This is a genomic window from Streptomyces sp. NPDC088794 (assembly GCF_044750545.1).
Taxonomy (GTDB): Bacteria; Actinomycetota; Actinomycetes; order Streptomycetales; family Streptomycetaceae; genus Streptomyces.
The window spans coordinates 283,092-309,315 of the sequence record NZ_JBIVKB010000013.1; the positions used below are offsets into that span (position 1 = coordinate 283,092).

25 protein-coding genes are annotated in these 26,224 nt (G+C 71.0%); 17 read left to right on the forward strand and 8 right to left on the reverse strand.

Annotated features, from left to right (window positions below):
* Positions 1 to 45 precede the first annotated feature (45 nt).
* From ribH to ACIP6U_RS32800, 6 genes are all read left to right on the forward strand, one after another.
* Positions 46 to 531 carry a 6,7-dimethyl-8-ribityllumazine synthase gene (ribH, locus tag ACIP6U_RS32775; RefSeq protein WP_124002903.1) on the forward strand — a complete coding sequence of 162 codons (486 nt, stop codon included), beginning with the start codon at positions 46 to 48 and terminating at the stop codon, positions 529 to 531.
* Positions 532 to 565: 34 nt separating this feature from the next.
* Positions 566 to 838: a phosphoribosyl-ATP diphosphatase gene (locus ACIP6U_RS32780; RefSeq protein ID WP_006378313.1), complete on the forward strand. Its 273-nt coding sequence runs from the start codon at positions 566 to 568 to the stop codon at positions 836 to 838.
* A gap of 72 nt (positions 839 to 910) precedes the next feature.
* Positions 911 to 1,768: an ATP phosphoribosyltransferase gene (gene hisG / locus ACIP6U_RS32785; protein ID WP_401725408.1), complete on the forward strand. Its 858-nt coding sequence runs from the start codon at positions 911 to 913 to the stop codon at positions 1,766 to 1,768.
* A 14-nt stretch (positions 1,769 to 1,782) separates the two neighbouring features.
* Positions 1,783 to 2,226, forward strand: coding sequence for a PH domain-containing protein (locus ACIP6U_RS32790; RefSeq protein WP_401725411.1), 444 nt, complete (start codon positions 1,783 to 1,785; stop codon positions 2,224 to 2,226).
* A gap of 177 nt (positions 2,227 to 2,403) precedes the next feature.
* Complete coding sequence (locus ACIP6U_RS32795) at positions 2,404 to 3,729, forward strand: hemolysin family protein (RefSeq protein WP_401725414.1); 1,326 nt, start codon at positions 2,404 to 2,406, stop codon at positions 3,727 to 3,729.
* Entirely contained in the window at positions 3,726 to 4,838 is a 1,113-nt protein-coding gene (locus ACIP6U_RS32800; RefSeq protein WP_401725415.1) for a hemolysin family protein, read from the forward strand. Before ACIP6U_RS32795 ends, ACIP6U_RS32800 begins: the two co-directional genes overlap by 4 nt.
* Positions 4,839 to 4,961: 123 nt before the next feature.
* Here the strand turns inward: ACIP6U_RS32800 and ACIP6U_RS32805 are convergent, their stop codons facing one another.
* A complete protein-coding gene (locus ACIP6U_RS32805) occupies positions 4,962 to 6,824 on the reverse strand; it encodes an AAA family ATPase (RefSeq protein WP_401725622.1) in 1,863 nt (620 codons plus the stop codon).
* 426 nt (positions 6,825 to 7,250) lie between these two features.
* Complete coding sequence (locus tag ACIP6U_RS32810; RefSeq protein WP_401725625.1) at positions 7,251 to 7,901, reverse strand: uridine kinase; 651 nt, start codon at positions 7,899 to 7,901, stop codon at positions 7,251 to 7,253.
* 243 nt (positions 7,902 to 8,144) lie between these two features.
* On the opposite strand from ACIP6U_RS32810, the gene ACIP6U_RS32815 reads away from it, so the two are divergent.
* From ACIP6U_RS32815 to ACIP6U_RS32825, 3 genes are all read left to right on the forward strand, one after another.
* A complete protein-coding gene (locus ACIP6U_RS32815) occupies positions 8,145 to 9,515 on the forward strand; it encodes a peptidase C39 family protein (protein ID WP_401725418.1) in 1,371 nt (456 codons plus the stop codon).
* A gap of 146 nt (positions 9,516 to 9,661) precedes the next feature.
* Positions 9,662 to 9,802 carry an SCO1431 family membrane protein gene (locus ACIP6U_RS32820; protein WP_124002909.1) on the forward strand — a complete coding sequence of 47 codons (141 nt, stop codon included), beginning with the start codon at positions 9,662 to 9,664 and terminating at the stop codon, positions 9,800 to 9,802.
* Between the two features lie 62 nt (positions 9,803 to 9,864).
* Positions 9,865 to 10,524 (forward strand): TetR/AcrR family transcriptional regulator, encoded by a 660-nt coding sequence (locus tag ACIP6U_RS32825; protein ID WP_401725422.1) that lies wholly within the window; start codon positions 9,865 to 9,867, stop codon positions 10,522 to 10,524.
* 82 nt (positions 10,525 to 10,606) lie between these two features.
* Here the strand turns inward: ACIP6U_RS32825 and ACIP6U_RS32830 are convergent, their stop codons facing one another.
* Positions 10,607 to 11,848: a glycoside hydrolase family 18 protein gene (locus ACIP6U_RS32830; protein ID WP_401725425.1), complete on the reverse strand. Its 1,242-nt coding sequence runs from the start codon at positions 11,846 to 11,848 to the stop codon at positions 10,607 to 10,609.
* A gap of 370 nt (positions 11,849 to 12,218) precedes the next feature.
* Here ACIP6U_RS32830 and ACIP6U_RS32835 point away from each other — a divergent pair, with 370 nt between their 5' ends.
* The 3 genes from ACIP6U_RS32835 to ACIP6U_RS32845 all read left to right on the forward strand — a co-directional run bounded on the left by ACIP6U_RS32835 (position 12,219) and on the right by ACIP6U_RS32845 (position 16,021).
* The gene (locus ACIP6U_RS32835; RefSeq protein ID WP_401725428.1) at positions 12,219 to 13,391 is read left to right on the forward strand and encodes an acyl-CoA dehydrogenase family protein; all 1,173 of its coding nucleotides are present in this window, start codon (positions 12,219 to 12,221) and stop codon (positions 13,389 to 13,391) included.
* A 422-nt stretch (positions 13,392 to 13,813) separates the two neighbouring features.
* Positions 13,814 to 14,914, forward strand: a complete 1,101-nt coding sequence (locus ACIP6U_RS32840) for a hypothetical protein (RefSeq protein ID WP_401725431.1) — start codon at positions 13,814 to 13,816, stop codon at positions 14,912 to 14,914.
* Positions 14,915 to 14,926: 12 nt separating this feature from the next.
* On the forward strand, positions 14,927 to 16,021 hold the full coding sequence (locus ACIP6U_RS32845; RefSeq protein ID WP_401725434.1) for a phosphotransferase family protein: 1,095 nt from the start codon (positions 14,927 to 14,929) through the stop codon (positions 16,019 to 16,021).
* A 17-nt stretch (positions 16,022 to 16,038) separates the two neighbouring features.
* On the opposite strand, the gene ACIP6U_RS32850 is transcribed toward ACIP6U_RS32845, so the two are convergent.
* Entirely contained in the window at positions 16,039 to 16,476 is a 438-nt protein-coding gene (locus ACIP6U_RS32850) for a hypothetical protein (protein WP_401725437.1), read from the reverse strand.
* Positions 16,477 to 16,743: 267 nt separating this feature from the next.
* Between ACIP6U_RS32850 and ACIP6U_RS32855 the strand changes: the two genes are divergently transcribed.
* From ACIP6U_RS32855 to fxsA, 4 genes are all read left to right on the forward strand, one after another.
* Positions 16,744 to 17,184: an Lrp/AsnC family transcriptional regulator gene (locus tag ACIP6U_RS32855; RefSeq protein ID WP_124002917.1), complete on the forward strand. Its 441-nt coding sequence runs from the start codon at positions 16,744 to 16,746 to the stop codon at positions 17,182 to 17,184.
* Between the two features lie 90 nt (positions 17,185 to 17,274).
* Positions 17,275 to 18,876, forward strand: a complete 1,602-nt coding sequence (locus tag ACIP6U_RS32860; protein WP_401725440.1) for an amidohydrolase — start codon at positions 17,275 to 17,277, stop codon at positions 18,874 to 18,876.
* A 555-nt stretch (positions 18,877 to 19,431) separates the two neighbouring features.
* Positions 19,432 to 20,229, forward strand: coding sequence for a polyprenol monophosphomannose synthase (locus ACIP6U_RS32865; RefSeq protein WP_401725443.1), 798 nt, complete (start codon positions 19,432 to 19,434; stop codon positions 20,227 to 20,229).
* Between the two features lie 100 nt (positions 20,230 to 20,329).
* Positions 20,330 to 20,890 (forward strand): FxsA family membrane protein, encoded by a 561-nt coding sequence (gene fxsA, locus ACIP6U_RS32870; RefSeq protein ID WP_401725445.1) that lies wholly within the window; start codon positions 20,330 to 20,332, stop codon positions 20,888 to 20,890.
* A 222-nt stretch (positions 20,891 to 21,112) separates the two neighbouring features.
* Here the strand turns inward: fxsA and ACIP6U_RS32875 are convergent, their stop codons facing one another.
* The 4 genes from ACIP6U_RS32875 to ACIP6U_RS32890 form a co-directional block, all read right to left on the reverse strand.
* Positions 21,113 to 21,487, reverse strand: a complete 375-nt coding sequence (locus ACIP6U_RS32875) for an RNA polymerase-binding protein RbpA (RefSeq protein WP_003977404.1) — start codon at positions 21,485 to 21,487, stop codon at positions 21,113 to 21,115.
* 267 nt (positions 21,488 to 21,754) lie between these two features.
* Positions 21,755 to 23,092: an MFS transporter gene (locus ACIP6U_RS32880; protein ID WP_401725448.1), complete on the reverse strand. Its 1,338-nt coding sequence runs from the start codon at positions 23,090 to 23,092 to the stop codon at positions 21,755 to 21,757.
* Between the two features lie 55 nt (positions 23,093 to 23,147).
* The gene (locus ACIP6U_RS32885; RefSeq protein WP_401725450.1) at positions 23,148 to 23,915 is read right to left on the reverse strand and encodes a glycerophosphodiester phosphodiesterase; all 768 of its coding nucleotides are present in this window, start codon (positions 23,913 to 23,915) and stop codon (positions 23,148 to 23,150) included.
* Entirely contained in the window at positions 23,912 to 24,565 is a 654-nt protein-coding gene (locus tag ACIP6U_RS32890) for a YitT family protein (protein WP_401725453.1), read from the reverse strand. Before ACIP6U_RS32890 ends, ACIP6U_RS32885 begins: the two co-directional genes overlap by 4 nt.
* A gap of 99 nt (positions 24,566 to 24,664) precedes the next feature.
* Here ACIP6U_RS32890 and ACIP6U_RS32895 point away from each other — a divergent pair, with 99 nt between their 5' ends.
* Positions 24,665 to 26,164: a PLP-dependent aminotransferase family protein gene (locus tag ACIP6U_RS32895; RefSeq protein ID WP_401725456.1), complete on the forward strand. Its 1,500-nt coding sequence runs from the start codon at positions 24,665 to 24,667 to the stop codon at positions 26,162 to 26,164.
* Positions 26,165 to 26,224: the final 60 nt, after the last annotated feature.

The window sequence follows — 26,224 nt, forward strand, 5'->3', positions numbered from 1 at the left end:
GATCATTCGAGCCGGCCCGGGCCGGCACAGAGGAGACAAGAGAACGTGAGCGGCAAGGGCGCACCGGACCTGTCCGTACGCAACGTCGGAGACCTGCGGGTCGCCGTGATCGCGGCACAGTGGCACGAGAAGGTGATGGACGGACTGGTGGACGGCGCCCTGCGCGCCCTGCACGACCTGGGCATCGACGAGCCGACCCTGCTCCGGGTCCCCGGCAGCTGGGAACTCCCGGTCGTGGCAAAGGTGTTGGCGGGCCGGGGCTACGACGCGATCGTCGCCCTCGGCGTCGTCATCCGCGGCGGCACCCCCCACTTCGAGTACGTGTGCCAGGGCGTCGTGCAGGGCCTCACCCAGGTCTCGGTCGAGACCGGCGTCCCCGTCGGCATGGGCGTACTGACCTGCGACACCGAGGAGCAGGCCCTGGACCGGGCGGGCCTCGCGGGCTCCAACGAGGACAAGGGACACGAGGCGGTGACGGCGGCGGTGGCGACGGCGGCCACGCTCCGCTCAGTATCTGAACCCTGGAGGTAAGGGCCGCGCACTTGCGCATAGGCTTAGCCCCATCATGTCCAATAAGACGTTCGAGGAGCTCTTCACCGAGCTCCAGCACAAGGCCGCCACCGGCGACCCCGCCACTTCCCGCACCGCAGAACTGGTCGGCAAGGGCGTCCATGCCATCGGCAAGAAGGTCGTCGAAGAGGCCGCCGAGGTCTGGATGGCCGCCGAGTACGAGGGCAAGGAAGCGGCCGCCGAGGAGATCTCGCAGCTGCTGTACCACGTCCAGGTGATGATGGTCGCCCGCGGAATCTCGCTGGACGACGTCTACGCCCACCTGTAAGTCTCCAGGCCTGCAAGTCTCCTGGTTCCCCGTAAACCCGTACAAACCCGTCACGCGAAGGAAGCCGACCTCATGCTGCGCATCGCCGTCCCCAACAAGGGTTCCCTCTCAGGACCTGCGGCGGACATGCTCCATGAGGCCGGCTACCAGCAGCGCCGCGAGTCCAAGGAACTGCGGATCGTCGACCCGGTCAACGAGGTGGAGTTCTTCTACCTCCGCCCCCGTGACATCGCGATCTACGTCTCCTCCGGCCGCCTCGACATCGGCATCACCGGCGGCGACCTGCTGATCGACTCCGGCGCGAGCGCCGAGGCGATCCTGCCGCTCGGCTTCGCCCGCTCCACGTTCCGCTTCGCCTCCAAGCCGGGCGCCGCGAACACCCTCGCGGACCTCAAGGGCAAGACGGTCGCCACCTCCTACGAGGGGATCGTCGCCAAGTACCTCGCCGACAACGGCGTCGACGCCTCCGTCGTGCACCTGGACGGCGCCGTCGAGACCGCCATCGAGCTGGGTGTCGCCGAGGTCATCGCGGACGTCGTCGAGACCGGCACCAGCCTGCGCAACGCGGGCCTGGAGGTCTTCGGCGAGCCGATCATGAAGTCCGAGGCGATCGTGATCCGCCGCACCGGCGCGGACGCCGACGAGGCCGCCGAGCCGAAGGTGCAGCAGTTCCTGCGCCGCCTCCAGGGCGTCCTGGTGGCCCGCACGTACGTGATGATGGACTACGACTGCCGCGTCGAGCAGCTGGAGAAGGCCGTCGCGCTGACCCCGGGTCTGGAGTCGCCGACCGTCTCCCCGCTGCACAACGAGGGCTGGGTCGCCGTCCGTGCCATGGTGCCCTCCAAGGAGGCCCAGCGGATCATGGACGACCTGTACGACATCGGCGCGCGCGCCATCCTGACCACGGCGATCCACGCCTGCCGGCTCTGAGGGACGTACGAGTCATGTCCGATCTGCCTGTTCTCCCCGTCACCTTCCGGCCGGGCCGTACCCGTGCCGTGCTGCTCGTCGCCGGTGCCGTGATCTTCGTGGTCATCACGACGGTCGCGATGCTCCTGGAGCAGCTCGGCCCCGGTGAACGGCTGAGTTTCATCGTCACGGCCGCGTTGCTCTTCGGTGTCCTCGCGATGCTCGCCCGGGTGAAGGTCGTCGCCGACGAGGCCGGGGTGACCGTGGTCAACATCGCCAGCCGCCGCCGGCTCGCCTGGGCGGAGATTTTGCAGGTCAACCTGCGGCCGGGCGACCCCTGGGTGTTCCTCAACCTCAGCGACGGCACCAGCCTGCCCGCGCTCGGCATCCAGCCGGGCATCGCCAAGCAGCACGCCATCGCCGACGCGCGCGCCCTGAGGGCGCTCGCCGAAGCCCGCTCGACAAGGGATCTGCCCTAGAGACCCATGTCTTGATTAATCTGTTGGCGGAGGCGTTTTCGTTGCGCCTCCGCCACTGATGTTCCCACCGGTCCTCAGAGGCCCCCTGCTACCCGAGGAGTGACTCCCTCCAGCGATGGACGGATCGTCCTGTAGTACCTGCGCCGCCCCCTCACGACATATCGAGGCGGCGGCATCATGACCATCCCCTTGCTGCTTCTCGGAGCGGCATTCCTGTTGATCCTCGCCAACGGCTTCTTCGTGGCGGCCGAGTTCGGCCTGGTCACGGTCGAGTCGACGGACGCCGAGAAGGCCGCGGCCGAGGGCGACCGAAGGGCCCGCAGAGTCGCGGAATCCCTCAAAGAACTCTCCTTCCAGCTCTCCGGCACCCAGCTCGGCATCACCATCACCTCCCTCGTCGTCGGCATGCTGGCCGAACCGGCGCTCGCCGAGCTGCTGCACGGCCCGTTCACCGCGATCGGCCTGCCCGAAGGGGCAGTCCCGAGCGTCTCGGTGATCGTCGGCATGCTGCTGGCCTCGGCCGTGCAGATGGTGATCGGCGAACTCGTGCCCAAGAACTGGGCGGTGTCCAAGCCCATGCAGGTCGCGCGCTTCGTCGCGGGCCCGCAGCACGCCTTCGCCCGGCTGTTCCGCCCGGTCATCGCCGCGCTGAACACCGTGGCCAACCGCCTGGTGCGGGCCCTGGGCGTCGAGCCCGCCGAGGAGCTGGCCTCCGCCCGCACCCCGGGCGAACTCGTCTCCCTCGCCCGCCACTCGGCCCAGGCCGGCACCCTGGAACAGGACACGGCCGACCTCTTCGTACGGACCCTGTCGCTCGCCGAACTGACCGCGCAGCACGTGATGACCCCGCGCGTGAAGGTGAGCGCGCTCCAGTCGTCGGCGACCGCCGAGGACGTGGTCAACCTGACCCGCGCCACCGGCCTGTCCCGCTTCCCCGTCTACCGGGAGAAGATCGACGAGGTCGTCGGCATGGTCCATCTCAAGGACGCCCTCGCGGTCCCCGCGCACGACCGCCTGCGCACGCCCGTCGGCCGCATCGCCCGCCCGGCGCTGCTGGTCCCCGAGACCCTGCCGGTGCAGCCGCTGCTCAGCCAGTTGCGCAGCGAGCAGCCCATCGCGGTCGTCGTCGACGAGTACGGCGGCACGGCCGGCGTGGTCACGCTGGAGGACATCGTCGAAGAGATCGTCGGCGAGGTCCGCGACGAGCACGACGGGCAGGACGTGCCCGAACTCGCCGCCGCTCCGCCGGAGGACGGCAGGCTCGCGTGGGACGCCGACGGCAGCTGCCGGGTCGACATCCTGCAACGCATAGGCCTGGATGTGCCCGAGGGCCCGTACGAGACCGTCGCCGGTCTCGTCGCCGACCTGCTCGGCCGGATCCCGGCCGCCGGCGACCGGGCCGAACTGCCCGGCTGGCGGCTCACCGTGCGCCGCGTCGGCCACTACCGCGCCGAACGAGTCCGCCTGGTGCGGACCGGGTCGGTCGTGGAGGTCGCCCGATGAGCGTGCTCCAACTCCTGTTCGCCGGACTGCTCGTGCTCGCCAACGGCTTCTTCGTCGGCGCCGAGTTCGCCCTCGTCTCCGTGCGCCGCAGCCAGATCGAACCGCTCGGCACGGCCCGGTCCCGCCAGGTGCTGTACGGCCTGGAGCGGCTGCCGCAGATGATGGCCGCGGCCCAGTTCGGCATCACCGTCTGCTCGTTGACCCTGGGCGCGGTCGCCGAGCCGACGGTCGCCCACCTGCTGGAGCCGGTCTTCGAGTGGGTCCACCTGCCGCACGGCATGATCCACCCGCTCGGCTACGTCATCGCGCTCGCCGCCGTCGTCTTCTTCCACCTCGTGATCGGCGAGATGGTCCCGAAGAACCTCGCGATGGCGGCCCCGGAGAAGGTCGCGCTGTGGCTCAGCCCCGGCCTGGTCGCCTTCGCCCGCGTGTGCCGGCCCATCACCGTCGCCCTCGGCGCCTGCGCGGGGGCCATCCTGCGGCTCTTCGGTGTCGAGCCCAAGGACGAGGTCGAGGCGGTCTTCACCAGCGAGCAGCTCAACCGCCTGGTGGAGGACTCCGGTCAGGCGGGCCTGCTCGACCCCGAGGAGCAGGAGCGCCTGGAGGACGCCCTGGAGCTGGGCTCCCGCCCGGTGACGGACGTACTCCTCAAGCGCGAGTCCCTGATCACGGTCAGCCCCTCGGTCACGCCGGGGAAGATCGTCGAACTCACCGGCCGCACCGGCTACTCCCGCTTCCCGATCGCCGCCGACAACGGCGCCTTCATGGGCTACCTGCACGTGAAGGACGTCCTGGACCTGGAGGACTCCGACCGCGCGGTGCCGCAGCAACTGTGGCGCCCGATGACGACTCTGCGGGCCGAACTCCCCCTGGACGACGCCCTCACCGTCATGCGCCGGGCGGCCACCCACCTCGCCCAGATCGCGGACAACTCCGGCAAGGTACTGGGACTGGTGGCTCTGGAGGACGTTCTGGAACTCCTGGTGGGCGAGGTCACGGACCCGGCGCACCGAGAGACTCCGGAGGTCAAGGTGACGGAGCCGCGCGCGAGCGACAACGCGGAGCAGGCTTCGACCACCGCCGACTCGGAGCAGGCCTTGGCGCGCTGAAGCAGGCGGTGCCGACCGACGCAGTTCCCCCGCACCCACCCAGGGGCGCGGGGAACTGCGCGACCAGCCCCCACGCACCTGCAGCCGCGCATCACACAGAACCAACCGAGCTCTCGCGACCGCCTACATCCCGGCAGGGTCCTGCGGCCCCCGCCCGGACAACACCTCTCCGTACGCCTGCATGAGATCCGGCAGCCGCAACGTCGACAGATCATCGCGCGTCAGCACACCCGGATACGTCGACAGCCGAAGATCCCGATACGCGCAGCTCTTCTCGTAAAGCGTGCGCAGGAACCGCCCGTTGCCGAGTTCGTCGATCCACCCCTGATCCACCACGTGCCCCGCGATGGACCGCAGCTCGTCAAGAGCTTCCTCGTCCCACACGTCACCGTTCTCCGCCGCCAACACCTCGCCGATGGAGGTGAGTTCGAGGGGACGGTAGGACGGGAAGTCGACCCGGGTCGTGAAGCGCGACGACAGACCGGGGTTCGCGGCGAGCAACCGGTCCATCCCCTCGGGATACCCGGCCAGTATCACCACCAGGTGGTCGCGATTGTCCTCCGCCCGCTTCAACAGCACCTGCAACGCCTCGTCGCCGTACGCATCCCCTTTGCCGTAACCGGAGTTGGAGAGCGAGTACGCCTCGTCGACGAAAAGGACCCCGCCGATGGCGGAGTCGATCAGCTCGTTGGCCTTCACGGCGGTCTGCCCGAGATACTCGCCGACCAGGTCGGCGCGCTGGGCCTCCACGAGATGGTCGCCGCCGAGCAGGCCCAGCGCGTAGAAGACGCGGCCCAGGATGCGGGCGACCGTGGTCTTGCCGGTGCCGGAGGGCCCGGAGAAGACGAAGTGCCGCTTGGGCGGCTGGACCGGCAGGCCCTGCCCGGCCCGCAGTCGGGCCATGTTCAACTGCGCCGACAGCGCCTTGACTTGGCGTTTCACGGGCTCCAGGCCCACCATGCGCTCCAGTTCGGCGAGCGCCTCCTCGAGTAACGCGGGGTCGGTCGGACCGGTGGGCAGCGCCGACGACGACGTGGCGTTCTTCTCCCGCACGGTCGGATCGATCACCGACGGCAGCGGACCGGTGGGCGGCAACTCCGGCTCGGACAGCCGAAGGTCGCGGCCCTCGACGCCGAAGAGCGGGTCCAGGCTGTCCGGTCCCTCCAGCGCGTCCGCGCCGCCGGAGAGGGTGATCGCCGCGAGGTCGGTGGCCTCGTCGTACCCGTCGCCCTCGGAGATCGCCGCGAGCCGGGCCGAGGTGTCCATGAAGGCGGGGTCGACGCGGTGCACGGCCCGGTAGAGGGGGAGTGCGGCGGCGGAGCGGCCGGTGCCCTCGTGGGCCCGGGCGAGCCAGTAGCGCAGCTCCTTGCGCTGCGGCTGTTCGCTGCGACAGCGCATCAGCGCGGACGCCAGCAGCGGCTCGGCCTGGCCGTACATCTCCAGGCGGACCCGGGCCATGCCGCCGAACAGGCCCGCCTCGATGCCGAGCAGGGCGTCGTCGATCAACGGGTCGGTGTGCCGGACGAGTTGCTCCCAGTCCTTGACCAGGTAGGCCCGGCAGGCGTGCAGGAAGCGGACCTGGTGGTCGGCGTCCACCGGCGGCAGGCCCGCCAGGGCCCGGTCCAGTTCGGGGACATGCCGTCCGTCCAGCCAGTGCGAGGCGTGCGCGAGCAGCAGATCGCGCGGGCTCTCCAGCACGGGCTGCACCCACCAGCCCAGCCAGTACCAGGAGTTGAGGGAGCGCCGGTGCCGGGCGCGCTGTTCGCCGAAGCGGTCGCGGTGCCGGAACATCCGCAGCAGCGCGGTCGTCGTGTCGACGCGCAGCGCGTGCAGACCGAGCCATCCGTCGGCCATCCCGGGATCCATCCGCACCGCGGCCCGGAACTCCTCCTCCGCCTGCGGATAGGCGCCCATCGTGTAGGCATCCACACCTCGCAGCCAGGCGAGGTCGGCCGGGGCCTCGGGGCCCCGCGTGCCGAAGTCCATCACGTCCCCCACAAACCGTGCCCCCGTCGGTTGGCCGGCGGGCCGTTGCCCGTCGACCTCCTTGATCGAACCGCCGTGCCGCGGACCGGAGTTGCGGTGCGCGCAGCCGTCCGAAGGTCGCACCGAGGGCATCGTACCTGCGCAGGTGTCGCCCGCCGTAGGGTGCCGCACAGGCCGTTTGACGAGGTGGGAGCAGATGGGGCGCATCGGGAACGGTCACCGTGCGTGAGCGAATTGCGCCGTACAGCGTCCGGATGGCGGGACGCGGGCAGAACGAAGCCCCCGATCACGGGGGAACAACCGGGGGCTTCGCGTTTCTGGGCGGCTTCGCATGGCCGCACATTCAGAACGTAAGTCCTGTACGGCCCCCCGGTCAAGCCGAGTTGAGGCACTCCGGTAAGTTGCCGAACAGGCGTCTTCACAAGTTCAGCACAATGCGGATGGTCCGTCACCCAGCGTGAGTTCCTGGTCCGGTCCAGAGGTGTTCATCGGCCCCTGGAGCACCTCGTACCCCTTCGGACACTGCCGTACCAGGGCGTCGGCGAAGGGCCGTGAAGGATCCTCGGCGAAATGCAGGCGCTCCGCCGAGACCCATTCGCCCCAGAACTCCCGCTGTTCCTCCCCGTCCCTCCGGCGTCCTCGTGTCCACGACTCCTCGGCGGGCAACTCCATCCACAGCAGACACGCCAGATGCGGGCGCAGTGCGCGGCGGCCCGCGCCGACGCCCTCGATCAGGACGACCGCGGCGGGTGGGAGCCTGCGGGGCGGTCCGAAGCGGCGGGTGTGCCAGTCGTAGGGGTTGTACTCGGCGGTCTCGCCGCGGTGCAGCGGCTCGAGCGCCTGCGTCAGCAGTCGCCGGGTCCACGCGAACGGCTCGTCGTGGCTGGCGATGTCGTCGAGGTGCAGCACCGGGGCGTCGTCGAGGGCACGGCTCAACTCCCCGGCGAACGTGGTCTTTCCGGAGCCGGCGTGCCCGTCGACCGCGACCAGGCGGACCGGGCCGCAGGAGGCGGGGAGGCGACGGAGTCGGGAGGCGAGCTCGTGGATGGCTGATCCTTGGCTGTGCGGTGATGAAATGGGCTGATATGAGCTGAGCGGTGAGCAGTGTCTCACGGGGGTGTTCGGGAAGGGGTTCCCGGGGACGTTCCCCGCCGCGCCACCGAGTCGGTCACTCCAGTGGTCGAGACCAATATTCGTGGGCGTGCCATGGACGAAAGTGCTGTCAGGAGCTGTCACCTGCGGTCATAGTTGGCCCACAACCGTGCAGCACACCGTGCATGGGACCAGCATCGAATCGGACACACGGGGGTCTCTCCACCTATGAGCAGAGCCGAACAGCCGTCCCGCAGAACCGTCCTGGCCGCCGCCGTCGCCGCGGCCGTGGTGGGCAGCGCCGGGCCCGCGGTCGCCGCCGACGCGACCGACTCCGCGGACGCCGCCGACACCCCGGCTCGGCAGGGCCGCCAGGTCGACTACCGGGCCTGGACGACGTACACCGACTGGCGCGGTGGTAGCGCCAAGGGGGCCCGGGCTCTCGCGGGCGCCCGGCCCGGCGTGGTGATCGCGAAGCCGGCCGGTACGACCGACTACACCGACCCGCACACCGGCACGACCGCCGCCTGGGAGTACGCGACCTGGACGTCCCCCGTCCACCGGCTCGCCGTCCCGGCGACCGAGGTGATCTCCTCCTGGAACGCGCACACCCCGGCCGGCACCTGGCTCCAGGTCGAGCTGACCGGGACCTACTCCGACGGCACGGCCACGCCCTGGTACGTCATGGGCCGCTGGGCCGCCGGTGACGGGGACATCAAGCGGACCTCGGTCGACGACCAGACCGACGGCAAGAGCACCGTCTGGACCGACACCTTCGCCATCGACGACGCCACCACAGGGCTGCGCCTGGTGTCGTACCGGCTGCGGCTGACCCTCTACCGCAAGCCCGGCACCCGGCTCACGCCCACGGTGTGGCGGCTCGGCGCGATGGGCTCCGACGTCCCGGACCGCTTCACCGTGCCGGCCTCGACGCCGGGCCTGGCCCAGGAGTTGATCGTCCCGCGCTACTCGCAGGAGATCCACGTCGGCCAGTACGCCGAGTACGACAACGGCGGCGAGGCCTGGTGCAGCCCCACCTCCTCGCAGATGATCATCGAGTACTGGGGCGGCCGGCTCACCCCCGCGCAACTGGCCTGGGTGGACCCGGCGTTCGCCGATCCGCAGGTGTGCCACGCGGCCCGCTACACCTACGACTACCAGTACGCGGGCTGCGGCAACTGGCCGTTCAACGCGGCCTACGCGGCCACCTTCAAGGGTCTGCAGGGCGTGGTCACCCGCCTCGGCTCGCTGACCGACCTGGAGACGCTGATCGCCGCCGGCATCCCGGCCATAACGTCACAGTCCTTCCTCAAGGAGGAACTGACCGGGGCCGGGTACGGAACCTCGGGGCACCTGATGACGGTGATCGGCTTCACGGCCGACGGCGATGTGATCGCCAACGACCCCTTCTCGCCGAGCGACGCGGCGGTGCGGCGCGTCTACAAGCGACGGGAATTCGAGAACATCTGGCTCAGGACCAAGCGGTACAACGCCTCCGGCAAGGTCGTCTCCGGCACCGGCGGGGTCTGCTACCTCTACTTCCCGGCGGATCTCACCCACCGCCGGCGCAAGGCGCTCGCCGCGGTCGGCGTGCGCTGACCGGACCGCACCGGTGGGGGCCTCGGGAGACCGGGGCCCCCACCCGCATGTGACCAAGCTCTCGGCCGCAAAAGGGCTGATCAGTGGCAAGGTGGACGGATCGGTGGGGGGAATCCACCCAATGCATCCGACCTCAGCGAGCAGCCATGACGACACACTCAGCCACCGCCGCCCGTGCCCGTACCGGCGGCCCCAAGGACGACGGCCCGAAGGTCCTGGAGCACGTCATGGGCTGGACCCTCGTCGTGGTCGTCGCGATGCTCGTGGCCCAGCTCGGACTGCTGTGACCTGACACATACGACCTGCCATACTGCGGATGTCCCACCGCCCTTTGGAAACAGGGTCGAATTTGAACATCAGCCACCAGAGCGACGCTGTCCGCCCACGGGCGCGCGGCACGGAGCGCTCGCTGGCGCGCCGCGCCGAACTCATCGCCATCGGGCGGAAGTTGTTCGCCGACACGTCGTACGACGCGCTCTCGATGGACGACATCGCCCGGCAGGCGCATGTCGCCAAGGGGCTGATCTACTACTACTTCCAGTCCAAGCGCGGCTACTACCTGGCGATCATCCACGACTCGGTCGCCGACCTGATCACCTTCGCCGCGAGCGGACTCGAACTGCCGCAGGTGGACCGGGTCCAGCGCACGATGGACAGCTATCTGCGCTGGGCCGAGAACAACCAGGCCGCGTACCGCACGATCGTCAGCGGTGGCGTCGGCTTCGACGCCGAGGTGCACGCCATCCGGGACGGGGTGCGCGAGGCGATCGTCGCGACCATCGCCGACGGGGCGTACGGCCGTACCGACATCGCGCCGCTGCCCCGCATGAGCCTGTTCGCCTGGGTGTGCGGTGTCGAAGGGGCCACCCTCGACTGGATCGACCGCCCCTCGCTGTCCCGCGAGACCATGCGCGAGATCCTGGTCAAATCGCTCGGCGGCGCCATGCGCGCCACCGAGGAACTGGACCCCTCCTACCCGGCCCCGGCACCCGCGCGCCGCGACACCTGACGGAGAAGATCCGCCGGAGCGACTGACTGCGGGGCGGCGGTCCGTGGCCGGACCGCCGCCCCGAGTCACCCTCTGTTGAAGGTCAGTTGATGGCCCTGATCAGCTCGCCGTTCGTGGTGTCCCCGCTCAGCTCCCAGAAGAAGGTGCCGCCGAGGCCCTGCTGGTTCTTGTACGTCATCTTCGTGCCGATGGTCGCCGGGGTGTCGTAACTCCACCAGTTGTTACCGCACTTGGCGTACGCGGTGCCCGCCACGGTGCCGGTCGCCGGGCACTTGGTCTTGAGCACCTTGTAGTCGTCGATACCGGCCTCCCACGTGCCCGTCGCCGGGCCGGTCGCGGTGCCGCCGGGTGTCGCCTGCGTGACGCCGGTCCAGCCGCGGCCGTAGAAGCCGATGCCGAGCAGCAGCTTCGAGGCGGGGATGCCGAGACCCCTCAGCTTGGTGATGGTCGCCGAGGTGTAGTAGTTCGCCGTCGGGATGCCCGAGTAGGAGTTCAGCGGCGAGTGCGGCGCCGTCGGTCCGGTCGAGGCCCAGGCGCCGAAGTAGTCGTACGTCATCGGGTTGTACCAGTCGACGTACTGGGCCGCGCCCGCGTAGTCGGCCGCGTCGATCTTGCCGCCGGCGGTGGCGTCGGCGGTGATGGCCGAGGTGACCAGGTTGGAGGAGCCGAACTTCGAACGCAGCGCGGACATCAGGTTCTTGTAGGCGGCCCGCCCGCTGGTGTCGCAGGACAGCCCGCAGGAGTTCGGGTACTCCCAGTCGATGTCGATGCCGTCGAAGACGCCGGCCCACTTGGAGTTCTTCACCAGGTCGTAGCAGGACTGCGCGAACGCGGCCGGGTTCCTCGACGCCTCGCCGAAGCCGCCGGACCAGGTCCAACCGCCGAAGGACCAGAGGATCTTGAGGTTCGGGTGCTTCTTCTTCAGCTTCAGCAGCTGGTTGAAGTTGCCGCGCAGCGGCTGGTCCCAGGTGTCGGCGACACCGTCCACCGACTCGGCGGCGGTGTAGGTCCGGTCGGTCGCCGCGTAGGCGTCGCCCATGGCGCACTTGCCGCCGGTGACGTTGCCGAAGGCGTAGTTGATGTGCGTGAGCTTGGCCGCCGAGCCGGAGGTCTCGACGTTCTTGGCGAGGTACTTGCGGTCGTAGGTACCCCACTCGGTGAAGTAGCCGACGACCTTGGATCCGGCGGCGGCCTGCGCCGCGGGCGCGGCCGGTTTCGCGGTGGCGTTGGTGGCGCCGGCCAGCAGCCCGGCGCCGAGGACCGCGCAACACGCGGCCGAGAGGAGCGCCCGGAAGGGGGCGCGGGAGAAGTGCGGACGGTGCATCGGTGTCTCCTCCTGGGGGAGAGGGGAACGCACGGCGATTGGCATGAACGCGGTAAAGCGTTGGCAATGAACAGTAGGAGGACTAGACCAGTTCGGTCAATGGTGCGGACCAATCCAGCGGTGGTGCGGACCAACCCGGCGGCGCTGCGGCGGGGCTTGTCGGCGGCTCGCGATAGTCTTGAAGTGAGCGGTCGTTAACTGGTGACTGGCTGCCTTGGATCGGGCATACTCACAGCGCACAGCCGCTGGTCAGCAGCTTCCGAGACCCGGAAGCGGAGTACCGGCCAGGCTCCAGTACGACCCGGCGACGCCGCGTCCACCCAAGGCGCACGTCCGCCGATGTGCCCGAAACAGGGAGGAGAGCGTCGACATGCCCGACCGCGCCCCGCAGCCGGTGGACCGGCAACTGCCCACGGACGAGGCCCGGGAGCTGATCTCGCTCGTCCGCGACATCGCGCAGCACGAGATCGCCCCGAAGGCGGCCCAGGAGGAGGACTCCGGCCGCTTCCCGCGCGAGGTCTTCACCCTCCTGTCGCAGTCGGGACTGCTCGGACTTCCCTACGACTCGGAGTACGGCGGCGGCGACCAGCCCTACGAGGTCTACCTCCAGGTCCTCGAAGAGCTCGCCGCGGCCCGTCTCACCGTCGGCCTCGGTGTCAGCGTGCACACCCTCGCCAGCTACGCGCTCGCGGCCTATGGCACCAAACAGCAGCAGGTCGAGCACCTCCCCGCAATGCTCGGCGGCGGACTGCTCGGCGCCTACTGCCTCTCCGAGCCCTCCTCCGGCTCCGACGCGGCCTCCCTGCGTACGAAGGCGGTCCGGGACGGCGAGGAGTGGGTGATCACCGGCACCAAGGCCTGGATCACGCACGGCGGCATCGCCGACTTCTACACCGTGATGGCCCGCACCGGCGAGGAGGGCCCCCGGGGCATCACCGCCTTCCTGGTCCCCGGCGACGCCGAGGGCGTCAGCGGCGCGGCGCCCGAGAAGAAGATGGGCATGAAGGGCTCGCCCACGGCGCAGGTCCACTTCGACGGGGTCCGGGTCGGCGACGAACGACGGCTCGGCGAGGAGGGCCAGGGCTTCGCGATCGCGCTGGCCTCGCTCGACTCCGGCCGGCTCGGCATCGCGGCCTGCGCCATCGGCCTCGCCCAGGCGGCCCTCGACGAGGCGGTCGGATACGCCACCGGGCGCGAGCAGTTCGGGCGGCCCATCGCCGACTTCCAGGGGCTGCGGTTCATGCTCGCCGACATGGCGACCCAGATCGAGGCGGGCCGCGCCCTGTACCTGGCGGCGGCGCGACTGCGGGACGCGGGACGGCCGTTCGCCAAGCAGGCGGCCATGGCCAAGCTGCACTGCACCGACACGGCGATGAAGGTCACCGTCGACGCCGTCCAGATCCTCGGCGGGTACGGCTACACCGCCGACTTCCCGGCCGAGCGCTACATGCGCGAGGCCAAGGTCCTGCAGATCGTCGAGGGCACCAACCAGATCCAGCGGATGGTCATCGCCCGCCACCTAGCGGGTCCGGAGACCCGCTGAACTGACCCGGGGCGACCGTCGGGGCGGCCAGCCTGACCCACTCCGGGTCGTACCGCCCCGGCAGGGTGCGGCCGCGGTCGGACCAGGTGCGCAGCAGATCGCGGTAGATCGGCGGATCCAGCGGCTGCGGCGGCTGCGGCGCAGGCTGAACCGTTCCTGCGGGTGCCGGGACGAAGATATGGCGCCGTCTCTCGGTCGCCGGGTAGGCGGGGCTCGTGGGGGTCATACCAGGGCAACGCGGGGCGACCGGACAGGTCACCGATGCACGGAATCGAGCGTGAGTTCGCGGCCCGTCGGGTGCCGGTCCCGGCATCGGGCCCGGCCACCCGCGACCAGGTCCGGGTGCCGGTCCCCGCACCGAGTCTGGCCACCCACGTCCATCTGACGTACCGTCAGCCCAGCCGTCTCCAGGGAGGTTTGGCGTGGCCGACGACCGCCCCGTACCGCTCGACGAGTACCCCGTGCACCAGGTGCCCCTCTCCATGAAACACATGGCCACGGGCGACCGGAACGCCTACGACCGCTGCATCTTCCACGTCCTCGACCACGAGGGCCGGGCCCTGCTGATCCTCGGCCTCGGCGTCTATCCGAACGTCGGCGTGATCGACGCCTACGCGACCCTGCGCACCGGCGACACCCTGCACGCGGTCCGCGCCTCCGACGCCCTCGGCGAGGACCGCATGCGGCTCGAAGTGGGACCGCTGCGCATCGAGGTCGAGGAGCCGCTCGGCCGGCTGCGGCTGGTCTCCCGGGACGACTCACTGTCGTACGACCTCACCTGGACCGCCGGCTTCCCCGCGCTCTGGGAACCCCACCACCTCCAACGCCGGGGTGACCGGCTCACGTTGGAGGGGCGGCGCTTCGTGCAGGCGGGGAGCGTGGAGGGTTTCGTGCGGGCCGGAGGGGAGGAGTTCCGGGTCACCGCGGGGGAGTGGACCGGTACCCGTGACCGCAGTTGGGGGGTGCGGCCGATACCGGGGGAGGAGGGCGGCCGGCTCGCCGAGGAGCGCCCGACCGAGGGCTTCCACTGGATCTGGTGCCCGGTCCGCTTCGAGGACCGGTTCCTGATGGTGATCGTCCAGGAGGACGCGGACGGCTACCGCACGCTGAACGACGCGACCCTCGTCCGCCCCGGCCACCGCGACCGCCAACTCGGCTGGCCGCGACCGGAGATCACCTACCGCTCCGGCACCCGCCATCCCGAACGCGCCCTGGTCCACCTCGGCGACCCGCGCAAACCGCAGGAGCTGGAGGTGGAGATCCTCACCTCCTCCCCGCTCGCCCTCGGCGCCGGCTACCCGCCCGCCGACGACTGGCAGCACGGCACCTGGCAAGGCCGCGGCTGGACCGACCGGCGCACCTACGACCTCACCGAGGCCCACCCGCTCGCGGGCTACGGGGTCACCGACCACGCGGCGCGCTTCCGGCTGGACGGCCGGGTCGGCCACGGAATCTTCGAGCACGGCTCGTTCGGGCGACACGATCCGAGCGGCTTCACGGACTTCAACTCGGTCGCACCATAAGGGGGTTGCGCCATGGCCACGGCACCACGTCCGCGCACCAGCACCCGTGACCCGCAGGAGATCGGCCGTCGGCTCACCGCCTGGCTCGATGCCCGGCTGCCCGGCGCCAAGGCCACCGGGGTCACCGTCCCGGCCTCGAACGGCATGTCCAGCGAGACCCTGCTCTTCGACATCGAGCACCCCGAACCGCCCTTCACCGCCTGCGCGTTGCGGCTCGCGGCGGACCCGGGGGCGTACACCGTGTTCCCGGTCTACGACATGCCCCGCCAGTACCGCACGATGCGCGTGGTGGCCGAGCACTCCGACCTGCCCGTGCCGAAGGTGCGCTGGCTGGAGGAGGACCCGGGCCCGCTCGGGGCGCCGTTCTTCGTCATGGAGCGGGTCGAGGGGCGCGTCCCGCCGGACGTCATGCCCTACACGTACGAGGGCAACTGGCTGCACGCGGCGAGCGACGCCGAACGCGAGCGTCTGGAGGCCGCGTCGATAGGGCTGTTGGCCCGCCTGCACGACCAAGTCCCCTTGGAGGAGGCCGAGTTCCTGGCGTTCCCCGGCGAGGGTGACGCCCTCCGCCGTCACGTCACGGCCCAACGCGCCTACTACGACTGGGTGGTGGCCGGAGTCGCCCGCTCACCCCTCATCGAGGACGCCTTCGACCGGCTGGAGGAGCGATGGCCCGGCGACCCCGGCCCACCGGTGCTCAACTGGGGCGACGCACGCATCGGGAACGTCATCTACGACGGGTTCGACCCCGTGGCCGTCCTCGACTGGGAGATGGCGGCCCTGGCCCCGCGCGAGGTCGACCTCGGCTGGACCGTCTATCTGGCCCGCTTCTTCCAGGACCTGACCGCGGCCTTCGGACAGCCCGGCCTGCCGGACTTCCTGCGCCGCGACCGCGTCGAGGCCCGCTACGCCCGACTCACCGGCCACACACCGCGCGACATGGACTTCTACACCCTGTACGCGGCGCTGCGGCACGCGATCGTCATGCTGCGCGTCGCCTACCGACAAGTGCACTTCGGCGAGGTCGCCGTCCCGGCGGACCCGGACACACTGATCCTGCACCACGGCAGCCTGCGAGCCATGGTGCAGGGCAGTTACTGGGACTGAGCGAGGCGGCGGAAGAGTCAGGCGGCCTGGCGGCGCATCACCGGCACGCGCATCGGGCGCGAGCCCGCGCCGCCGACGTGCGAGAACGGCTGGGTCCGCCAGTCGAGTCCCTGAGGGAGCGTCAACAGCAGGGCGGTGTCCTGCTCCTGGGGCTCGGTCGACTCGTCGGCGGACGGCGCGTCGGACGCGCTGCGGCCGGTACCGGCACAGACCGTCAGCCCGAAGGGGTTCCACGGCGAGGCGCACAGCGCGTGCTCCGGCAGGACCTCCTCGTCCGCCAGCAGCGCGATGGGCTGCACGCAGTCCGGGCAGACCACCCGGTACATCTCGAACGTCTCGTACGCGTCAAGCTCGTCCACGTCGTAGTCGTCGGCTTCGACGCCCTCCGGTTCGGCCTCGACGACCGAGTGGAGGCGCTTGGGCGCGGTACGACCAGGGCGCTTAAGACTCTGCATAGGTTCTCCCCCTAGGGCTGGGCCGTGAAGGCGCTGCGGCCTCGACCACAGCAAGCACTTCCCGCCCCGTCTCGGCGGTAATCACGAGACCATCACGGAGAATCCCCGACGACTGTGGCGTTCGTCACATGCCGTCCGCAGGTGCCCGCCGCGGCCGTTTTGTCCCTCGGGCGACTCACAGGCCGCTCTCGGCCACATCACGAACCGGGTATGACCTGCGCCGCTCGGCTATCCCAGGAGATCAAGAGCCCTGTAGGTTCTTGCGCCATGGAGGAGCTGGACCGACAAATCGTGCAGCTGCTCGTCAAGGACGGGCGGATGAGCTACACAGACCTGGGCAAGGCCACGGGCCTGTCCACGTCGGCCGTGCACCAGCGGGTGCGGCGGTTGGAGCAACGGGGCGTCATCCGCGGATACGCGGCGGTGGTCGACCCCGAGGCCGTCGGGCTGCCGATGACCGCCTTCATCTCGGTGAAACCGTTCGACCCCAGCGCCCCCGACGACATCGCGGACCGCCTGTCCGGCGTCCCCGAGATCGAGGCCTGCCACAGCGTGGCCGGCGACGAGAACTACATCCTCAAGGTCCGCGTCTCCACCCCGCACGAACTCGAGGAACTGCTCGCCCGCCTGCGCTCACTGGCCGGCGTCTCGACCCGCACGACGGTGGTCCTGTCGACGCCGTACGAGGCACGCCCGCCGCGCATCTGACCGCCGCCGCACCGCGGCTCGCCGTTCCCGGTCCGGGCAACGGGTGACCTGCGTGCAACGGCGTCGTACCGAGGCGCGAGACTGTTCCCCATGAGTGAGCGCACCGACCCGCACCGCACCGTCCTGCTCCGCCGGGGCGAGGTCCACAGCCCCGCCGATCCCTTCGCGACCGCGATGGTCGTGGAGCGCGGCCAGGTGGCCTGGGTCGGCTCCGAGGGGGCCGCCGACGCCTTCGCGGACGGCGTCGACGAGACCGTCGATCTGGACGGCGCCCTGGTCACCCCGGCGTTCACCGACGCCCACGTGCACACCACGGCGACCGGCCTCGCCCTCACCGGCCTCGATCTGTCCGACGCGCCCTCGCTGGCGGACGCCCTCGTTCGCGTACGGGACTTCGCCGCCGCCCGCCCCGACGACCGCGTGCTGCGCGGCCATGGCTGGGACGCGGCCCGCTGGCCCGGCGGCCGCCCCCCGACCCGCGCCGAACTCGACGAGGCGACCGGCGGCCGCCCGCTCTACCTCAGCCGGATCGACGTCCACTCGGCGGTCGTGACCACCGCCCTGCTCGATCTCACCCCCGGCCTGGACGCGGCCGACGCCCCGCTCACCGGCGACGCCCATCACGCCGTCCGCGCCGCCGCGCTCGCCGCCGTCACCCCGGCCCAGCGCACCGAGGCCCAGCGCGCCGCCCTCGCCCACGCGGCCTCCCTGGGCATCGGCTCGCTCCACGAGTGCGCCGGGCCGGACATCTCCTCCGAGGACGACTTCACCGGCCTGCTCCGGCTCGCCGCCGAGGAGACCGGACCGCGGGTCGTCGGCTACTGGGCCGAGCAGGACGTCGAGAAGGCGCGTGCGCTGGGCGCGAGGGGCGCGGCCGGCGACCTCTTCGTGGACGGCTCCCTCGGCTCGCACACCGCCTGTCTGCACCAGCCCTACACCGACGCCGACCACACGGGCGCCGGCTACCTGGACGCCGACGCCGTCGCCGCCCATGTCGTCGCCTGCACCGAAGCGGGCCTTCAGGCGGGCTTCCACGCGATCGGCGACGCCGCCCTGGCCGCGGTCGTCGAGGGCGTCCGCGCGGCCGCCGAGAAGGTCGGCCTCGCCCGGATCCGCGCCGCCCGCCACCGCGTCGAGCACGCCGAACTGCTCACCCCCGAGACGATCGCCGCTTTCGCCGAACTGGGCCTCACGGCCTCCGTCCAGCCCGCCTTCGACGCCCTGTGGGGCGGCGAGGACGGCATGTACGCCCAGCGTCTGGGTGCCGAGCGGGCGCGCGCCCTGAACCCCTTCGCGGCCCTCCTGCGGGCGGGCGTGCCCCTCGCCTTCGGCTCGGACAGCCCGGTCACCCCCCTCGACCCGTGGGGCACGGTCCGCGCCGCCGCCTTCCACCGCACGCCGGAGCACCGCGTTTCGGTGCGCGCCGCGTTCACGGCGCACACGCGGGGCGGCTGGCGGGCCGTCGGGCGCGACGACGCGGGCGTCCTGGTGCCGGGCGCGCCCGCGGACTACGCCGTGTGGCGCACCGACGAGCTGGTCGTGCAGGCCCCCGACGACCGGGTGGCCCGCTGGTCCACCGACCCCCGCTCGGGCACCCCCGGCCTGCCCGACCTGACCCCGGGCCACGACCTCCCCGTATGCCTGCGCACCGTCGTCGGCGGCCGGACGGTGTTCGTAGGGCCGGGCGAGTGATCTCCCGGGGTGGCGCGGCTCGGATCTTGGGCCGCCGCCTCGACGCGCGACCTGCGCATCCTCTGCCCTGACCAGGCCATCGGCGAAGTATGAGCAGGTCAGACGGCTGTTGACAGGCGGCCGCAACGGGCCGGTAGGTTCGGCCGAGTCCACCACCGGACGCCCGACCGGGGAACGTCCGCGCACTCGTCGCGGCGCCGCTGGGTCAGGGACGGTGTGCCGCACCGGGGCACCGCCACTGGGAGCCAGGCTCAGTGCCCGCGCCGCAGCGAGGGAACGTTCCGGCCGGTCGGGGAGGTGTGACCCGGGTGGGGCCCGGACGCTCAGTAGACAACGGCTTTCGGTCGACCCGCAGCCAGCGGGCCCCAGGTCGGCCCGAAGGGCGCCGGGCCCCCATCCGCAGTACACGGGCGATCCACAGCTGACAAAAAACCCGAAAAGCCCATGCTTACCCAGCTCTTGTGGAAACGACACTGCCATACGAACGTTCTGTCACGTCATCGCAGGCGGCGGCCACTATGGTGGATGTCTGCGTACGGACACGAAGGGGCAGTAGTGAACGACGGCGACGGGACCCTCGCGGCATCGGACCGGGGGAGGCAGTTCGGGCCGCTCGGCACCGCCTTGGTGATCATCCCGACCTACAACGAGGCGGAGAACATCAAGGCGATCGTCGGCCGGGTGCGTGCCGCCGTCCCCGAGGCGCACGTCCTCGTGGCCGACGACAACAGCCCCGACGGCACCGGCAAGCTCGCCGACGAACTCGCCGTCGAGGACGACCAGGTCCAGGTGCTGCACCGCAAGGGCAAGGAAGGCCTCGGTGCCGCCTACCTCGCGGGTTTCCGCTGGGGTCTGGAGCACGGTTACGGCGTGCTGATCGAGATGGACGCCGACGGCTCCCACCAGCCCGAGGAACTGCCCCGGCTGCTCACCGCCCTCAAGGGTGCCGACCTCGTGCTCGGCTCCCGCTGGGTGCCGGGCGGCCGGGTGGTGAACTGGCCCAAGAGCCGCGAGGCCATCTCCCGCGGCGGCAGCCTCTACTCCCGGCTCGCCCTCGACCTGCCGCTGCGCGACATCACCGGCGGCTACCGCGCCTTCCGCCGCGAGACCCTCGAAGGCCTCGGCCTCGACGAGGTCTCCTCCCAGGGCTACTGCTTCCAGGTCGATCTGGCCCGCCGCTCGGTCAAGGCCGGCTACCACGTCGTCGAGGTCCCCATCACGTTCGTCGAGCGCGAGCTGGGCGACTCCAAGATGAGCAAGGACATCCTCGTGGAGGCGCTGTGGCGCGTCACCGCGTGGGGCGCGACGGAGCGGGTCGGCAAGGTCCTGGGACGCGACAAGAAGCAGCCCTGACGGCGGTACAGGCGGGCGGGTGTGCACGGCGTAGGGCTTCACAGCCCCCGTTGATCACCCGCTTATCCCGTACTGAGCCGGGTCCAGGCACACTGGATGCATGACGACTGGTGCGCAGACCCCCACCCATCCGGCCCGGCCCCGGCGCTCACGGCTGCGGACCTACCTGCCGCTGGGCGTCGCCGCCTGGCTGGTGCTGGAGATCTGGCTGCTGACCGTGGTCGCGGGCGCCTCCAGCGGGTTCACCGTGTTCCTGCTGCTGGTCGCCGGCTTCGTGGTGGGCTCCGCGGTGATCAAGAAGGCGGGCCGCCGTGCCTTCCAGAACCTGAACGAGGCCGTCCAGCGGGGTACCGCGCCGGCGAGCGGCGGCGGCAACGGCCTGATGATGCTCGGCGGCCTGCTCCTGATGATCCCCGGCCTGATCTCGGACGCGGTGGGCCTGCTCCTGCTGATCCCCCCGGTACAGAAAGCGCTGAGCCGCCTGGCGGAGCGCACGGTCGAACGCAAGCTGCGCGCGGCCGGTGCGGGAAGTCTGGGCGACGCCTTCACGCAGGCCCGCATCCACCGCCCCGACGGCAAGGTGGTCCAGGGCGAGGTCATCCGGGACGAGCCGAACGACTCGGCGCCGGAGCAGGGCCCGAGGCGCCCGCTGACCGGCTGAGCGCACTTGTATTTTTTCAGCCCGTCCGGCGTTTGAGGACGAGGCCCTCTGGGGCCGACGGGGGTCTGGGGGCGAAGCCCCCAGGAACCGCAGCCCCCACTCGGCCGCACCAAAGTCACCAGCCGCACCCAGCACAAACCGAGGGCGCCGTACGCAGACTTCGCGTACGGCGCCCTCGGTAACTTACGTGCGCTTGTGTTCCCCGCTCAAACCCCGTAGGGACTACGCCGACTTGCGGCTGTCCCTGGGGTGTACCGCGATATTCATCGCGCCGGAGCGGAGAACGGCCAGACGCTCCTCGAGGACCTCTTCGAGCTCCTCTCGGGTGCGCCGTTCCATCAGCATGTCCCAGTGCGTACGCGCGGGCTTGGCCTTCTTCTCTTCAGGGCCGTCGCCGTCAACGAGGAGAGCTTGGGCCCCGCAGACCTTGCACTCCCACTCCGGCGGGATCTCCGCCTCGACCGAGAAGGGCATCTCGAAGCGGTGCCCCTTCTCGCATGCGTACTCCACGGCCTGGCGCGGGGCCAGGTCGATGCCGCGGTCCGTCTCGTAGCTGGTCACCACGAGGCGCGTGCCGCGAAGAGCTCGCTCACTCATGAATCGTGCCTCCCGGGCTTGTCGCCCACAGGACAGGTGTCGCTGTCGTCGTCATCCGGTCAACGTCCGGTCGGCGGTAAAGATTCCCGTTCCGAGTCCCGTTCCGGGTCATGCGTCACCGTCGTAGTCGCCCCTTGTTGTACCCACCAGTGCCCTGTTTGTCACATCTGCTAGCAGATGTCACCCAGCGTTTCGGCATCTTTGACGCGCAGTAACGGTACGCCTGGCAGGCCAAACGCGTACACTACCGCCCTTTCGCGTCGAACGCTAAATCCTCTCGGGAACAGGATTGCCCGCGTCGCCGATCGCCCGCCGTACCGGGACCCGTGCGAGCAGCACGAACCCGATGACGAAGAAGGCCACCAGGGAGATGATCGCGTCGCGATAACTTCCTGTCAGCTGGTAGGTGATCCCGAACAGCAGAGGACCCAACCAGCTCATGCCCCGGTCGCTCATCTCGTACGCGGAGAAGTACTCGGCCTCCTTGCCGGGCGGGACGAGATGGGAGAACAGGGAGCGGGACAGGGCCTGGCTGCCGCCCAGGACGAGGCCGATGCCGGCCGCGAGGACGAAGAACCACACCGGCGCGCCGGCCGGCAGGAAGTACCCCGCCGCCAGCGTCACCGTCCACGCCACCAGGGAGCCGAGGATCGTGCGCTTGGCGCCGTACGTCCGGGCGAGTCGCCCCATGCCCAGCGCGCCCGCCACCGCCAGCACCTGGACCAGCAGGATCGCGGCGATGAGGGTGGACTGGCCGAGGCCGAGTTCCTCGGAGCCGTAGACCGAGGCCTGGGAGATCACCGTCTGGATGCCGTCGTTGTAGACCAGGTAGGCCAGCAGGAAGGAGAGGGTCAGCGGGTGCCGGCGCATGTGGCGGACCGTCGCCGCCAGTTGGCGGAACCCCGGGGCGGTCGGTTCGGTCCGCGGCCCGGAGCGGCGGTCGCGCAACCGGCTCAACGGGATCAGCGTGAAGGCGCCCCACCACAGTCCGGCCGAGGCCAGGCAGATGCGGACGGCCGTGGTCTCGGAGACACCGAAGGTGTCGTGCGCCAGATAAAGCACGAGGTTGGCGATCAGCACCAGTGAACCGGCCGCGTAGCCGAAGGCCCAGCCCCGGGAGGAGACCGCGTCGCGCTCCTCGGGCGGCGCGATCTGGGGCAGGTAGGAGTTGTAGAGCATCATCGCGACGGACTGCGCCGCGTTCGCGACGATCAGCAGCAGGCCGCCGAGCAGATAGCGGTCGCCGTCCAGGAAGAACATGGCGGTGGTCGCCGCCGCGCCGACATAGGCCGCCGCTCCGAGCAGCGGCTTCTTGCGCCCCGAGCGGTCGGCCGCCGCACCCACCAGGGGCATCACCAGCACGGCCACGATCACCGACAAGGACACCGAGTACGCGAAGAAGGACCCGGCGCGCACCGGTATCCCCAGCGGGTGCACGAACCCGTCCGCGTCCGCCGCGTCCTTGGCGACCGACGTCAGATAGGGGCCCAGGAACACGGTGAGCACGCTCGTCGAGTAGACGGAGCAGGCCCAGTCGTAGAAGTACCAGCCGCGCTGCTCGCGCCGCCGGTCCAGGCCTTCCGCCCGCACGGTGTCGGTGCTCACCCGTGCCCTCGCTTCCCCGCTGAGGTGCGAAGGCTCGGCGGGGTGGTCCAGGGCCTCAGGCCCAGACGCCACGCTCTTCCATGACCTTGCGCAACGTGTCGATGTGATCGGTCATGATGCCATCCACCCCCAGGTCCAGGAGCCGGTGCATGCGATCGGGTTCGTTGATGGTCCACACGTGCACCTGAATCCCGCGCGCGTGGGCGGTGCGGACGAAGCGCCGGTCGACGACCTGGATGCCCGACTGGGCCTCGGGGACCTGGGCGGCGATCGCGGAGCGGCGCAGCGCGGCGGGGACGCCCCAGGAGCGCAGCCGCAGATTGAGCACCCCGCGCGTGCCGTACGACGTCGCCAGGCGCGGTCCGGCCAGCCGCTGGGCGCGGATGACGCGCGCCTCGGAGAAGGAGCCGACGCAGACGCGGTCCCAGGCGTTCGTGCGCTCGATCAGCTCCAGGAAGGGGTGCAGCGAGGCCTCGGCCTTGAGGTCCACGTTCCAGCGCGCCTCCGGGAAGGTCTCCAGGAGCTCCTCGAAGAGCGGCACGGGCTCCTTGCCCGCCACGCGCGCGTGGCTGACGTCCTTCCACATCAGGTCGCCTATGCGTCCGCCGCCGTCGGTCACCCGGTCCAGCGTCGCGTCGTGCAGGGCGACCAGTTTGCCGTCCGCCGTGGCGTGCACGTCGGTCTCCAGATAGCGGTAGCCCGCCTGTACCGCCCGCCGGAACTGCAGCGCGGTGTTCTCCAGACCGTCCGCCGCCCCGCCCCGGTGGGCGAAGGGGATCGGGCCGGGGTGGTCGAGGTAGGGGTGGCGTATCGGCGTGCTCACCGACGCAGTATCGCCCGCCGCGGTTGCACGCCGGCAACGACCGTGCTGCCGCCGGATGCCGCGGGGACGTCGAACACCCGCAGGAAGAGCTGGGCCAGCGGTCCGATCGACACCGCGTACAGGACCGTGCCGATGCCGACGGTGCCACCGAGGGCGAAGCCGGTCGCGACGACCACGATCTCGATCGCCGTCCGCAGCAGCCGGATCGAGCGGCCGGTACGCCGGTGCAGTCCCGTCATCAGGCCGTCCCGCGGTCCCGGGCCGAGGCGGGCGGCGATGTAGAGGCCGGTGGCCGCGCCGTTGACCACGACGGCGGTGAGCATCAGGGGGATCCGTACGGCCAGGGAGTGCGCCTCGGGGACGAGGGCGAGCGTGCCGTCCATGGCGAGGCCGACCACGAAGACGTTGGAGACCGTACCGAGGCCCGGTCGCTGGCGCAGCGGGATCCACAGGAGCAGCACGGCCGCGCCGACGATGATCGACACGACACCGATCGTCAGCCCGGTGAGCTCGGCGAGGCCCTGGTGCAGCACGTTCCAGGGTTCGAGCCCCAGACCCGCCACCACGAGAAGCGCGGAGCTGGCTCCGTACAGGACGAGCCCGACGTACAGCTGGATCAACCGTCTCGGGAGACGGCTCTTCGTGGACAAGGGGATCCTCCAGTGGTCCTAGTGGCCTGCTTCGTGTCACCCTGTGGCTTGGGTGGGGACATCATCCATGGCCAATTCGAGGAAGGTGGACTGGTTTCCATGGCGCAGTGGACCTCGGCGATGGGGGCGGCTCAGCTCGCCCGGCTGCTCAACTCCCAGCAGGACCGCCCCGCGGGCCCCGGCACCCGCCGGCCGCCGGCCTACCGGGCGCTCGCCGACGGCGTACGGCTGCTGGTCCTTGAGGGCCGGGTGCCGGTGGCCGCCCGGCTGCCCGCCGAGCGCGAGCTGGCGCTGGCCCTGTCCGTCAGCCGTACGACGGTCGCGGCGGCCTACGAGGCGTTGCGCGCCGAGGGGTTCCTGGAGTCCCGGCGGGGCGCGGGCAGTTGGACCGCCGTGCCGGCCGGAAACCCGCTTCCCGCGCGCGGGCTGGAGCCGCTGCCCCCCGAGGCGCTCGGCTCCCTCATCGACCTGGGCTGCGCGGCCCTGCCCGCCCCCGAGCCGTGGCTGACCCGGGCCGTCCAGGGCGCCCTGGAGGAGCTGCCGCCGTACGCGCACACGCACGGCGACTACCCGGCCGGGCTGCCCGCGCTGCGCGCGATGATCGCCGATCGGTACACCGCGCGCGGGATTCCGACGATGCCCGAGCAGATCATGGTCACCACGGGAGCCATGGGCGCCATCGACGCGATCTGCCACCTCTTCGCGGGCCGCGGCGAGCGGGTCGCCGTCGAGTCGCCGTCGTACGCCAACATCCTTCAGTTGATGCGGGAGGCGGGGGCGCGTCTGGTGCCGGTCGCGATGGCCGAGGGGCTGACCGGCTGGGACCTGGACCGCTGGCGGCAGGTGCTGCGCGAGGCCGCGCCGCGCATCGCGTACATCGTCGCCGACTTCCACAACCCGACCGGCGCGCTCGCCGACGACGACCAGCGCCGCAAGCTCGTGGAGGCGGCCCGTTCCGCGGGGACGGTGCTGATCGCCGACGAGACGATGACCGAGCTGTGGCTGGACGACGACGTCGAGATGCCGCGGCCCGTCTGCGCCTTCGACCCCGCCGGGTCCGCGGTGATCACCGTCGGCTCGGCCAGCAAGGCCTTCTGGGCGGGCCTGCGCATCGGCTGGGTGCGCGCCGCGCCGGACATCATCCGCAGCCTGGTCTCCGCCCGCGCCTATGCCGACCTGGGCACACCGGTGCTGGAGCAACTGGCCGTGAACTGGCTCTTCGGAACCGGCGGTTGGGAGCAGGCCGTGCAGGTGCGGCGCGCGCAGGCGCGGGAGAACCGGGACGCCCTGGTCGCGGCCGTGCGACGGGAGCTGCCCGGCTGGGAGTTCGAGGTGCCCAGGGGCGGACTCACGCTGTGGGTGCGCACCGGGGGACTGTCGGGCTCGCGGATCGCCGAGGCGGGGGAGCGGGTCGGGGTACGGGTGCCGTCGGGGCCGCGGTTCGGGGTCGACGGCGCCTTCGAGGGGTATGTGCGACTGCCGTTCACCGTGGGGGGCGCGGTGGCGGAGGAGGCGGCGACCCGGCTGGCCGCCGCGGCGAAGCTGGTGGAGAGCGGGGGCTCCGGGACGGGCGAGGCGCCCCGCACGTTCGTGGCGTAGGACGTGTGAAACGGCGGAGCCCCGGGCGACCGACAGTCACCCGGGGCTCCGACCGACGAT